Raw genomic sequence first — 12,965 nt, 5'->3', positions numbered from 1 at the left:
ATGAAAATAGAAATTACAAAAAGCGGATATGAAAAGCTTAAAAAAAGAGTTCCCTGGCTTTATAAAAACGAACTTGTTGCAGTTCCAGAATGTGACGGGGGTAGCATAGCCGATTTGATATATAAAGGTGAGTATGTAGCGACAGCTTTTATAAATCCTTTAAGCAAGATTACTGCTAGGATTTTGAGTTTTAAGAAAGTAACGATTGACAGAGATTTTTTCAAACAAAGAATTCAAAAAGCGATTGAAAAAAGAAACATTCAAAACGGGCTGTTTAAAATTAATGCAAGCATTACAAATTCTGCAAGGCTTATACATTCGGAAGCGGATTTTTTGCCGGGATTGATAGTTGACAAATATGGTGATAATCTTGTTGTAAGCTTTACAACGGCCGGTATGGATAATTTTAAAGGTGTCATACTTGAAATACTTATCGAGCTTTTAAACCCTAAAGGCATATATGAAAAAGGTGACAAAATCCGCGAAAAAGAGGGGCTTGAAGTAATTTCGCACACTTTATACGGAAATGTTGACGACGAATTTGTAATAGAGGAAAACGGCAAAAAGTTTCTTACAAATTTAAAAGAAGGGCAAAAAACGGGATTTTTTCTTGATCAGAGAAAAAACAGGTATTTAGTCGGAAAGTTCGGAAACAAAAAAACGCTTGATCTTTTTTCAAACGCCGGGGGGTTTGGAATATATGCAAATGCTGGATATACTAAGTTCGTTGAAATTTCGGCACTTGCATGTTCCCAGATAGAAAAAAACTGCTCTCTTAACGGGATTGAAAATTATGACATTATAAAAGCTGACGTTTTTAAGTTTTTAGAAAAAGAAAAAGAAACTTATGATCTAATAATAATAGATCCGCCGGCGTTTGCCAAAAACAAAAAGGCAAGAAACGGCGCAATAAAAGGTTGGAAATATCTGATTGTAAATGCTTTAAAGCTTTTGGAAGAGGGCGGATACCTTGCACTTTTTAGCTGTTCGCACTCTATTACTTCAAAAGACCTTTTAGATTTGGCGCTAAGCAGTAGTATAATAGATGAATCTTATTTATCGGTAATGGAATTTTTAAAACAGGACTATGACCATCCGTATGTTTTGAATATTCCTAACTCTTTGTATTTAACCGGAATTCTTTTAAGGAAGGAAAAATGACACTTTTGTTTATTAGACATTCTTTAGCCATGGAAAGGGATGAATGGACGGGGCACGATTTTGAAAGGCCTCTGACTGAAAAAGGTGTAAAAAGGGCTAAAAAATTTTTTAAACACATAAAAAAAATATATCCCCAAATTGATTATATTGTAACTTCAAAAGCCCAGAGGGCGAAAAAAACAGCTGAAATTTTAAAAACTTATTATCCTGACTCACATTATGAAGAAACATCACTTTTGTATCCGGGTGCGGGAATAAACGATTTAAAACAGGCAATTCAAAACAAAAGCGGTATTGTAGCTGTTGTAGGACATGAACCGGATCTTGGCAATTTTGTAAAAGAACTTATGTATGCGCCTAATCTGAAACTTAAATTAAGAAAACCTTCTTTAATAGAGATGGAAGAAGGTGTGTTAAAAGCTCTTTTTCAATACAGACATTTTAAGGATGAGCATGCTTGAAAAATTAAAAAATGACAAATTTTCGGAACTTGCCCTTTATTTTTTGTTTCATTCGTATGATAAAAAATCACTTGAAGAGTTTCTAAAAGAGTATAATCTTGAAAATTTTATTGAGTATTATGATGAGTTTAATAATCTAATCCTTGATGAAAATGAACTTTTAAATTATTTTGACGGCAATTACGAAAAAATATCACGTGAACTTGCTTTGTTTTTCGCTCCGTTTTTACCGGAAGATTTTGTAATCAATAAAGATCTTGAAAAATTAAGGCTTAAGCTGGTTTTGGTTTACGGAAACGAAATAAGCGATGCGATTGTTAAAGCTCTTGAAATTTTAAGCATGCTTTCATACCCCAAGGATTTGAAAGAAAAAGAGTATCTTTTAAAAGAGGTTTTTAAAATAATGCTTCTACTTTCAAAAATTATGAAACTTCTAAAGGAATGATATGAATCTTAAAGATTTACAAAAACATATTGAAATAATCGATACACCCCTTGATATAAACCTTGAGATTCCACATCTTGCTTATATAGAAGCAAAAAAGAAAAACCCGAAAATTTTAATGTTTACAAATCCGGTGGAAGGGGATAAAAAATTTGACATTCCGGTTGTTATGAATATTTTTGCAAACGATGAGGTTGTAAGGGAAATATTCGGAAGAGACTTAGAGAGAATCGCAAATGAGATAGAGTCACTTATAAAAATGAAACCGCCAAAAACACTAAGTGAAAAATTAAAAGCATTCGGCAAGCTTTTTGCAATTAAAAACACTATTCCAAAAAGCATTAAATCTGGTGAATGCCAATATCACATATACAGGGGTGAAGCAGCAAATTTAGACAATCTTCCGATACTCAAAACCTGGGAACTTGACGGGGGAAAATTTATTACAATGGGACAGGTTTACACCAAAAGTCTTGACGGAAGCGTCAGAAATGTCGGAATGTATAGGCTTCAAGTGTATGATAATAAAAGGCTCGGACTTCACTGGCAGATACACAAAGACAGCGCCCATCTGTTTTGGGAATATAAAAAAGCTGGTAAAAAAATGCCTGTATCAATTGCCATCGGTGGGGATCCGCTTTGGACATGGTGTGCAACCGCTCCTATGCCACCCGGAATTTTTGAAGTTATGCTTTACGGGTTTGTAAGGCGTGAAAATCCTAAACTTGTGAAATGTATAAGCAACGATTTGGAAGTGCCTGCTGATGCCGATATCGTTATTGAAGGATGGTGCGACCCGGATGAAATGGAAATTGAAGGAATGTTTGGCGATCATACCGGTTATTATACTCTTAAAAAGCCTTTTCCCGTTATGCATGTGGATACTATTACCACCAAAAAAGATCCCGTGTTTTATGCAACGGTAGTCGGAAAGCCACCTCTTGAAGATAAATATATGGGATATGCCACTGAGAGAATATTTCTGCCGCTGCTTAAAACCACTTCACCCGATTTGATTGACTACGCAATGCCTGAAAACGGGGTTTTTCATAATCTGATACTCTGTAAGATAGCACCGAGATATCCGGGGCACAGTATGCAGGTTATGCACTCTCTTTGGGGTGTGGGACAGATGAGTTTCGTAAAACACGCCGTGTTTGTGGGAGAAGACGCGCCGGATTTAAGGGATTACGAAAATATTGTCAGATATATTTTAAACAATTTTGACCCTGAAAAGGTGCTTATCAGCAAAGGCGTGGTTGATGAGCTTGATCATTCAAGCGTAGAAGAACTTGTAGGCGGCAAACTGGGGGTGGATGCAACGGCTAAGTGTAAAATGAAAAGTGAAAAGTGTAAAGTTATAAGTGATGAGGAGCTGTTTGAGAAAATAAAAGAGCTTGATGAGAGTGTAGAGGAGATTAACCAGTATATGACGGATACCAAAAACCCGGTATGTGTTATAAAATTTAACAAAACAAAACCTGCTCGTGAAATTTTTGATAAGTTAAAAGAATTGAAAGAACATTTAAGAATTGTTGTGTTTATAAACACACCCGAGACGTTTAATCCATATATGTTAGTTTGGAGGGTTACGAATAACATAGATGCATTGAGGGACGTATGGATTGAGGAAATCATAGGAATTGACGGGACAAATAAAAGTGAAATAGACGGATTTAACCGTGAGTGGCCTCCTGATGTGGATACAACCCCTGAAGTGATTGAAAAACTTAATAAATTAGGGCTTATTAAAGACATTAGTGAAGAAGAGCTTAAGAAATATGAAGTTATTTAAATTGAATATATGTTTATTACTTTAAGTAATATAAATTTTTTTAACTATAAAATTAGCATATTATGTAATTATTTATGTGATAAAATAAAAACAAAAAAGAGGATTTATGGATTTAAGCAACCTTTTTCTGTTTAAAGGGCTAAGCGAAAAAGAATTGAAAGAAATTGAAAAATTTACTATTGTTAAAAATCTTAAAAAAAATGAAATCGTATTTTACGAAAAGGAAAATCCGGCTTATTTACATCTTCTATTAAGTGGAAGTGCAAGAGTGTATAAAGTGGACAATAAAGGCAACGAGCTCGTTATACACAAATTCACACCTCCTTCTTTAATTGCCGAACTTGCAAATTTTGAAAATATGCCGTATCCTGCCAACTGCGCAATGGATGAAGATGGGGTTATATTAAAAATTGAATTTGAACCTTTTAAAAAATTCATGAAAAGCGGTGATGTCTGTTTTTCTATTATGAGTTCTCTTCTGAAAAAAATGAAATATCTTGACGGAATTATTCAGGATAATCTTATTCTTGACACGGAAACAAAAATAGCAAAATTTATTTATGATAATGACGAAATGTTTGGAGAACTAAAACAGCATAGTATTGCAAGTCTGCTTAATATTAAACCGGAAACATTAAGCCGTAAACTTAAAAAATTTAAAGAACTCGGAATTATTGAAAATATTGGAAGTAAACTTATTGTAAAAAACAAAGAAAAAATCAAAGAAATTTTTAAATGGTAGCGTTAACCATTTTAAAAAATCCGGCTGTTACGGTATCAATTGTGTTAATATGATTCTCAAGCCACGGAATGAATGCTTTTGAAAGATAGTCTTTTAAATATTGAGTATCATCTAATTGCTTTTTAAGCTCTTCAAGTTCGTTTAAGATTCTGTTGTGTTCCATTTTATGTGGGACGATTGCGAAAAAATTGTATTTTTCCATCAGTTTTTCTTCAAATGCGAAATGTTCTTTTACATCGTTTAAAAATTCTTCATAAGCTTTTTTTACATCACCGCCGTTTTCAATGGCATCATATAATCTGTTTATATATTCAAGCTCTCGGTTATGTATTTCATTCATCGGTTCAAATGCAACCGGATTAACTTTTTCAATTAACATATTAATACCTTTTTATCTGAAATTATATATAAAAAAAGGCACAAAGGCCTTAAAAAGAAGAGAGATTAAGAAGCAAGCTCTTTACCGAAATCTTTGTGGATATCACCGCTGATTACACCGAAGTTAAAGTTTTCAACTAAGAAGTTAACTATTGCTTCATCAGCGAATTGTGGAGCATTTGGTCCGATAAGAATATCTTTTATTCCAAGGCTTAGTAATGCCAATAGAATAATGATCGCTTTTTGTTCCATCCATAGAAGTGCAATAGATACTGGAAGATCATTTACATCTTCTACACCTAAAGCGTTTGCAACTGCAAGAGCGATATGAACCGCACCGTTAGAATCGTTACACTGACCAAGGTCAATATATCTTGGAATGTCAGTTCCTGGAACAGTTCCGAAATCTACGTCATTGAATCTGAATTTACCGCAGCTTGATGTAATAATAATGTGATCTTTTGGAACCGCAAGAGCTAATTCTCTGAAGTAGTCTCTTTTTTTACCTGGTGCATCACATCCTGCGATAACCCATACTCTTTTAAGTTTTCCTTCTTTAATCGCGTCAAGAACTTTAGCTCCGTATGCGTCAAGAACAGTTTTATAATGATGTCCTGTTACAAGTTTTTCATCGCTGTCAAATCCTGTAATATCAGGAAGCTCTAAAGTATGATCGATTAAAGGATCGAAATTGTCGTTTTCGATTTTTTTAGCACCTTCAACACCTACTATTTTGTAAGTGTAAAGTCTGTCGATATAATTTTTAACTTTCGGTGATTTTTCAGGTGGAACTATACAGTTTGTGTTTACTACACATGTTCCGTTCCATTTACTGAATACATCAGTTTGATCAAACCATGCTTTACCAATGTTACCTTTTAGGTTTTTATATTTTTTAAGATGAGGATATCCGTGAGCCGGTAGCATTTCTGAGTGAGTATATACGTTGATAGTATCGCTCAGTCCTCTTTCTTCAATTCTTTTCAATAATTTTTCAAGCATATCAAGGTTGTGTCCCGAAACGAGAATACCTTTTCCTTCAGCTTTATTTTGAGTTACTTCTACAGGTGCAGGAATACCAAGTGCTTTTGTATGAGCTTCACTTAATAAATCCATAACTTTAACACCAGCGTTACCAACTTTCATAAGTTGAGCGATGTGCTCGTCAAAGTTGAAGTTTACGTTTGTAAGTGTGAAATATAATGTTTCAGCAATTACGTCATCAATTTCAGTTAAGATTTGTCTTTCTTCAGGGTTGTTCATGTCAATAAGTTCTCTTGCGTGTTCTCTATACGCACTAAGACCTCTAAGTCCATAAGTCATTAAATCTTGTAATCTTGCTTTTGTAGATGTTTTACCACAAACACCTTTGCTTTCACCATGGCTACCACATCCACCTGGGGCAGACATTTCACACTGCCAGCAAAGGAATTGTAAATCACATGCGTTATTTTTATTGTCTTCTTTTTTTCCGAATAATCCGAACATTTGTGCTCCTTAAAATTTTTGTTACGAGAGTATTTTAGTCTTTTGAAGAATTTAATGCATTGACTGCGGTCAATGAATCTTTAAATCCGAAAAATTTATGTTTATTGTATTGAATTTTTTAATGTTAAAATTAAGCCTTGTAAGGTATGTAATGATTGCAACGCTAAAACCTGTAGCCACTACGACGTTGTAGTCGTTGGTAATTTCAAGTGCCAGAACGATGGAAGTAAAAGGAAGTTTCATAAGCACGCCCATAAAAACGGCCGCACCTATTGCTGCGAAATAAAAAGGTTCTATATTTATGTTAAACTTAAAAGCAATGGCACCGAAAACATATCCCGTAAGGGCACCTATACTCATTAAAGGAACAAACATACCGCCTATAGCGTTTGAATAAATTGAAAAAGTAGTTGCGATGATTCTTAAAAACAGAAGTTCAAATATTAAAAAAAGAGGTATTATTTTTTCATTGTTTATAAGCATAGTAACGATGTTGTGACCGGTAAATCCAGCATACGGACTTAACAATAAAATAGAAGCTATGACACTTCCACCAATTACTGCAAATATAATATTTTTAAATCTTCCGAATTTATTGAATAGTTTAAGATTTAACAGATAAAGAATTTTGTCTTGCAAAATTAAATATAAATATATAAAAAAAGTAATAAACGGAATAAAAAGGGCTGTTAAATACACATATCTAAAATCGATTTCCCTTCCTGCGGAATATATGAATGTAAATGAACTCAGATATTGAACGGATATGGTAAAAGCACTCAAACTTCCGACAATAATAAACGAAATATAGCTTTTTACAAAATTTGATGCGATACTTTCGATGGCAAATGCAATTCCTGTTATGGGTGATACGAAAATGGCCGAAATTCCACTGCTGGCTCCCACACTGATAAGCGGTTTTATAAGATTTGCCGGAAGGCTCATGAGTTTATGTATTTTGGATGCTATCATAGCACCTATTGCCGCTGAGGGACCTTCGTTTCCGACTGCAAAGCCGCTTCCGATGGAAAGGGCTGAGGCTATAATTTTTAAAAACAGGTTTTTTAACGTAATCATTTCCTTGTTTTCAGAAACTATTTCTGTAATTTCACTAACCCCGTATTCTTTTACGCTGTTATCATAAGTTATTATCAGATTAATAATTATTATCGATATTATGGGAATAAAAAATACATACCAAAGCGGTAGTTTATGTATGGATGTGAGAGGATCACCAAAATATAAAAGTCTTGATATTATTTTTGTAAGCACGTCGTAAATTACAACAAATATACCACTTATTACACCTGTTATAAAAGATGCTATTAAAAAATCCCTGAATATTGAAAACTTACTTAAAGGCAGTTTGAAAAGTTTTATGATATTTTTCATCATTTTCCTTTTTCAGTAAGTCTCAATTATAACACAAATATGTTATTATCAAATAAAAAAAGGCATAAAATGCTTGAAGTTGTTTATAAAAATAGGTGCCCGAGGTGCGGCGGTGATATTTCTTCAATAAATCTCGAAACTGGAACTTTTTGTAATGAATGTTTAAAAACTCAAAACAGACTTTGGAATATGCAAAACTGCGAAAATTTATTAAATTATGAAAAATACTGCCATGCTGAAAAAAACCTTGTTGAATTTAACAAATTTTTTAAAAACAAAACAGGAAATGAATTAAGTTCCATTCAAAAGATGTGGGCAAAAAGATTTTTTTTGGATAATTCTTTTGCACTCTTGGCACCTACGGGGATTGGAAAAACGACTTTTGGACTTTTACTCAGTGCTTTTGTAAACAATTCTTATATAATTTTTCCTACAAAACTTCTCGTAAATCAGGCGTGTGAAAAATTTAAAGAGTGGGGGATTGATTTTACGGCTTACACTGGCAAAAAAAATGAAAAAGAGTCAATTAAATCCGGTAATTACAATATTTTGATAACTACCACTCAGTTTTTATATAAAAATAAAAACCTGATTAATAAAACGTTCGATCTTGTATTTATTGACGATGTGGATTCTATTTTAAAAAGCGGTAAAAAAATAAATGATGTTTTAATGTTATTAGGTTTTGATGAAAACACGATAGAAAAAACATATGAACTTATTAAAAATAAAAAATATTCTCAAATAAAACCGGTGTTAAAAAAAGGTAATTTAATCGTTTCATCCGCCACGGCAAACCCGAAATCAAAAAGGGTTTTGCTTTTTAAATACCTTTTAGGTTTTGAAGTAAGCCGCCCGAGTTTTAATCTTAGAAATATAGAAGATTTGTATGATAATGAATATTCATGGGAAAAGTCTTTGAAATGGATAAAAATACTCGGAAGCGGCGGACTTCTGTTTTTACCCGGAAATGAAACAAAAGAAACTCTTTATGATTATGTCAATTATCTGAAATCGGAAGGAATTAACGCATATACTTATGAAGAGTTTGGAGATCATATTGAGGAATTTAAAAGGGGCGAGTGTTTTTTTGTTGGATTTGCAAGTTATAAAAATCCGTTGGCAAGGGGAATAGATCTTCCGGAATATATAAGATATACCCTGTTTGTAGGTGTTCCAAAACTCGAATTCTGCTCCAAAGAAGAAAATTTTAGAATGTTTTATTTTCTAATGCTATCACTATTGCCGTATTTGGCGAAAAACAGCGAAACATTAAATGTAAACGAAATACAAAAAGATTTGAAATTTTTAAAAGGGTATCTTTATGTTCCGTTTATAAATGAAAAAACAGAGGTGAAAATAAACGGCATACTGGAAAAATTCAGAAAAATTATAGATGAGTATTCCGAACTGATTAAAAAATCAAAAGAGATAAGTTTTGACGGGGAAAAGTTTATAATTGCGGATGTTACGGGTTATATTCAGGCAAGCGGACGGAGCAGCAGGTTTTATAAAGGGCATTTGACCAAGGGGCTTAGTCTTATATTAGTGGACAATGAAAAAGCTTTTTATTCACTTAGAAAAAAACTTAAATTCTTTGGCGGAATTGAACTTAAAAATATAAACGAAACTAATATTAATAAAATTTTATACGAAATAGATGAATCAAGAAAAACAGAATACAAAACGGAATTTAAAACCACTTTTGTAATAGTGGAATCACCAACAAAAGCAAAAACGATAAGTTCATTTTTCGGAAATCCGTCAAAAAGGATAATTGACGGGGTGATGGTTTATGAAGTTCTGCTTGAAAACAGGGTTTTGGTCGTATGTGCAAGTGTGGGGCATGATTTTGATTTGGTAAAGGATGAAGGTGTCTGGGGTGTTAGGGATTTGATACCTGTTTTTAAGGTAATTGAAAACAAAGATAAAATTCTTACATCTTTAAATTTAAACGCGAATGAAGTAGAAGAGGTATATGTTGCCACCGATCCTGACAGGGAAGGGGAAAAAATAGCTTTTGATTTAATTTTAAACAACAAACCCTATAATAAAAACATTAAACGTATAGAATTTCACGAAATTACGAAATATGCATTTGAAAAATCAATTGAAAATCCAAGATTAACCGATTTGAATCTTGTAAAAGCACAACTTTTAAGAAGAATAACTGACAGATGGGTGGGATTTAAAATATCCTCCTATTTACAAAACATACTTCATTTTCCCCATCTTTCGGCGGGAAGGGTTCAAACGCCGGTATTGAAATGGATTTGTGAGAGAACTTCCAAGTTAAAAGAGAAAGTTTATGTGGTAAGGATATCGTTTGATGATGTAAACATTGATTTTGATTTTGAAGATAAAAACAGAGCGGACAAGTTTTTTTCATCTATTGGGGAAAAAATAATTGTTAAAAAAATATCTTCAAAAAAAGAGGCGCTTTTCGAAAAACCTTTCAACACCCCGGATCTTTTAAAAGCCGCTTATGAAAAATACGGGTTTTCGCCTCAGGTTACCATGCAACTTGCACAGGATCTTTTCGAACGGGGGTTTATTACATATCACAGGACCGATTCATATAGAATTTCCGATGTTGGTAAAAAAATAGCAAAATCTTATATTGTAGAAAAATTTTCAAATGAGTATTATAAAAACAGAAATTTTAAAAGCATTGGCGCTCATGAAGCTATAAGATCTACGACTTCAATGGACAGCGATGATTTAAAATCATTTGTTCTTGAAAAGGGAATAAATTTAACAAACGGACATTTTAAATTATATGACTTAATTTTTAGAAAATTTATAGCTTCATTTATGAAAGAGGCTGTTGTTTTGGTGGAAAAATTTTCCGTTTTATCAAAAGAGGCAGAATATATTACGGAAATTATAGAAAACGGCTTTAATCTTATTTATCCTGTTAAAGTTTATAATATAAAAGAAGGTGAAAAAGCCGTAACCAAAAAAATATTTCAAAAATCAAAATTTATGCCTTATACTTATGCCGAAATTATTGAAGAAATGAGACAAAAGGGAATAGGAAGGCCTTCAACCTATGCAATTACTATAGAAAAACTGCTTGAAAGAAAATACATTACCGATAAAAACGGATATATTTTTGCCACAAGGCTCGGATTTAGAGTGATAAAAGAGATATTTCAAAGCAGTTATAAAGAGTTTGTGTCCGAAAAGTTTACGGCCGAACTTGAAAAGATAATGGATAAAATTGAAGAGGGGAAAATTGATTATGAAAAAGAGCTTAAGAGGATTTTTTCTTTACTCTTTTAAGCTTTTCTATACCTTTAAGATCTTCTTCTGTCCATTGATAATATGTTCCGAAAACCCTATCCCAGATATCAGTGGTTATTCCGTGGTTTAAAAGAGGTTTTTTGTGATGGACAAAATGAAATTCCTGCATATATCTCCAGTAATTGCTGGTAAATTCGCGTCTGTGCATAATATGATGCATAATTCCGTAATTAAAATATCCAAGTGCCATTCCGCCTACAATTGCAAATGCGTCACTGCTTGGCATAAAAAAGTGAAACAGCCATGCAAAAAAAGAAGCTATTACCGCACTCATAAAAAATGGCATTGCATCATAGCTGAAAGGGTTTTGATGGTGGTGTGCATGACCTTCTATAAACACTTTTAAAGGATGATTTTTATGAAACAGCCATGCATGAACGGCATATTCCAAAAATGTGAAAAATATAACACCTACTATAAATAAAGCGATACTTGCCCAAATGTCTGTAGAATAATATATGCTTAATCCTAAAAAGACTACTGCTGTTAAAAAGTCAACACAAAGACTTAAATAATAATTCCATTTAGATGCTGTCATTTTTAATATGAAATCTTTCATTTCCCTCTCCTTAAGTTCTGCTTATGACATATTATAATTTGTAATTATAACAGAAAATTGAGCCATTTTGATATAATTAAATAAAAAAAGGACAAAAATGTATGAAAACAGATATGAAGCAGGTAAACTGCTTGCTAAAAGACTTAAAAAACTAAAAGACGAAGGGAAAATAGTTGATCCGGTGGTAGTTGCACTGCCTCGTGGTGGTATTCCTGTTGCGATTGAAATTGCAAAAGAATTAAACGCACCTCTTGATCTACTATTTGTTAAAAAAATTCCGGCCCCTGGAAACGAAGAACTTGCAATCGGCAGTGTAAGTGAAAACGGAATTGTTTTTTTAAATCAGGAAATGATTGAAAGATTAGGTGTTGATGAAAATTATCTTCAGGAAAAAGGTATAGAAAAAATACAGGAAATGGCAAGACTTAGAGATAAATATAATTATGAGCCTGTTCCTCTTGAAGGTAAGGATGTTATTTTAGTGGATGATGGGGTAGCTACAGGGGCGAGTATGTATCTTGCAGCTCAAAGCATTGCTAGAGATCTGCCAAGAAGTATTATTATTGCCGTTCCGGTGGCTCCGAAAGACGAAAGTGTTTTAAATATGCTAAGAGGCGTATCTCATCATTTGGAAATTTTGGAAACTCCTGAGCTGTTTATGAGTGTCGGCAGATGGTATAACGATTTTCATCAGTTAAGTGATTCGGAAGTTAAAGAGTTATTGGAAGAAGCTAAAAAATTATCATCTTGAAATTTTAGAAAATTTGAGTTATAATATATAAAAAAGGAGTCGGAAATGGCAAAACTTACTCAGTTTGAAAACGAAGTTGTAGGAAGATTTAAAGAAAGTCTGGCATTTAATAAAGAAAAAGAAAATCTTTCAAATGTTGATATTCATAAAGCAAGGGAATTATTAAAAGAAGTAGGTGCAATATTGCTTGATGTTACACTTCCTCATTTAGTAGATCCTCAAAATGCGGAAGAAGCGGGAATTGCAAACGCATATTATACGCCGTATCCGGAATTTGCAGAATATGTTGATATTTTACCTGATGATAAAACTCAACCAATTGTAGTAGCATGTAGAAAAGCATTTTTTGCAAGCAGAATCAAAGGTTTGCTTGATGTGTTAGGATATGAAAACGTTTATGTATTGACTGATGATATTAAATATTTAATTGAAGCCCATCTTGCACATACGGAAGGATAATACTTCCGTTTTTTAATTTCTTGAAAAA

Annotated in this window: 12 protein-coding genes; 8 read left to right on the top strand and 4 right to left on the bottom strand. The window is 33.0% G+C overall.

The window, feature by feature from the left end:
* The 5 genes from ACYQ19_RS01895 to ACYQ19_RS01875 all read left to right on the top strand — a co-directional run bounded on the left by ACYQ19_RS01895 (window position 1) and on the right by ACYQ19_RS01875 (window position 4,604).
* Complete coding sequence (locus tag ACYQ19_RS01895; protein ID WP_459977736.1) at window positions 1-1,161, top strand: class I SAM-dependent rRNA methyltransferase; 1,161 nt, start codon at window positions 1-3, stop codon at window positions 1,159-1,161.
* A complete protein-coding gene (locus tag ACYQ19_RS01890; protein ID WP_459977735.1) occupies window positions 1,158-1,622 on the top strand; it encodes a SixA phosphatase family protein in 465 nt (154 codons plus the stop codon). The genes ACYQ19_RS01895 and ACYQ19_RS01890 overlap by 4 nt, the downstream gene beginning before the upstream one ends.
* Entirely contained in the window at window positions 1,615-2,067 is a 453-nt protein-coding gene (locus ACYQ19_RS01885) for a hypothetical protein (protein ID WP_459977734.1), read from the top strand. The genes ACYQ19_RS01890 and ACYQ19_RS01885 overlap by 8 nt, the downstream gene beginning before the upstream one ends.
* A gap of 1 nt (window position 2,068) precedes the next feature.
* Window positions 2,069-3,862, top strand: coding sequence for a menaquinone biosynthesis decarboxylase (locus ACYQ19_RS01880; RefSeq protein WP_459977733.1), 1,794 nt, complete (start codon window positions 2,069-2,071; stop codon window positions 3,860-3,862).
* 106 nt (window positions 3,863-3,968) lie between these two features.
* Window positions 3,969-4,604, top strand: a complete 636-nt coding sequence (locus ACYQ19_RS01875) for a Crp/Fnr family transcriptional regulator (RefSeq protein WP_459977732.1) — start codon at window positions 3,969-3,971, stop codon at window positions 4,602-4,604.
* Here the strand turns inward: ACYQ19_RS01875 and ACYQ19_RS01870 are convergent.
* From ACYQ19_RS01870 to ACYQ19_RS01860, 3 genes are all read right to left on the bottom strand, one after another.
* On the bottom strand, window positions 4,594-4,983 hold the full coding sequence (locus ACYQ19_RS01870) for a bacteriohemerythrin (protein ID WP_459977731.1): 390 nt from the start codon (window positions 4,981-4,983) through the stop codon (window positions 4,594-4,596). The genes ACYQ19_RS01875 and ACYQ19_RS01870 overlap by 11 nt on opposite strands.
* A 65-nt stretch (window positions 4,984-5,048) precedes the next feature.
* Entirely contained in the window at window positions 5,049-6,470 is a 1,422-nt protein-coding gene (hcp, locus tag ACYQ19_RS01865) for a hydroxylamine reductase (protein WP_459977730.1), read from the bottom strand.
* A gap of 69 nt (window positions 6,471-6,539) precedes the next feature.
* The gene (locus ACYQ19_RS01860; protein ID WP_459977729.1) at window positions 6,540-7,862 is read right to left on the bottom strand and encodes a chloride channel protein; all 1,323 of its coding nucleotides are present in this window, start codon (window positions 7,860-7,862) and stop codon (window positions 6,540-6,542) included.
* Window positions 7,863-7,931: 69 nt separating this feature from the next.
* Between ACYQ19_RS01860 and rgy the strand changes: the two genes are divergently transcribed.
* The gene (gene rgy, locus ACYQ19_RS01855; RefSeq protein WP_459977728.1) at window positions 7,932-11,147 is read left to right on the top strand and encodes a reverse gyrase; all 3,216 of its coding nucleotides are present in this window, start codon (window positions 7,932-7,934) and stop codon (window positions 11,145-11,147) included.
* Here rgy and ACYQ19_RS01850 read toward each other — a convergent pair.
* The gene (locus ACYQ19_RS01850) at window positions 11,119-11,727 is read right to left on the bottom strand and encodes a sterol desaturase family protein (RefSeq protein WP_459977727.1); all 609 of its coding nucleotides are present in this window, start codon (window positions 11,725-11,727) and stop codon (window positions 11,119-11,121) included. The two genes, rgy and ACYQ19_RS01850, sit on opposite strands and share 29 nt — an antisense overlap.
* Window positions 11,728-11,824: 97 nt before the next feature.
* Between ACYQ19_RS01850 and ACYQ19_RS01845 the strand changes: the two genes are divergently transcribed.
* Both ACYQ19_RS01845 and ACYQ19_RS01840 read left to right on the top strand, forming a co-directional pair.
* On the top strand, window positions 11,825-12,478 hold the full coding sequence (locus ACYQ19_RS01845) for a phosphoribosyltransferase (RefSeq protein ID WP_459977726.1): 654 nt from the start codon (window positions 11,825-11,827) through the stop codon (window positions 12,476-12,478).
* A gap of 45 nt (window positions 12,479-12,523) precedes the next feature.
* Window positions 12,524-12,937 carry a rhodanese-like domain-containing protein gene (locus tag ACYQ19_RS01840; RefSeq protein WP_459977725.1) on the top strand — a complete coding sequence of 138 codons (414 nt, stop codon included), beginning with the start codon at window positions 12,524-12,526 and terminating at the stop codon, window positions 12,935-12,937.
* Window positions 12,938-12,965: the final 28 nt, after the last annotated feature.

Source organism: Nautilia lithotrophica, from assembly GCF_054656815.1.
This window is presented reverse-complemented; position numbering and strand designations above follow the sequence as displayed.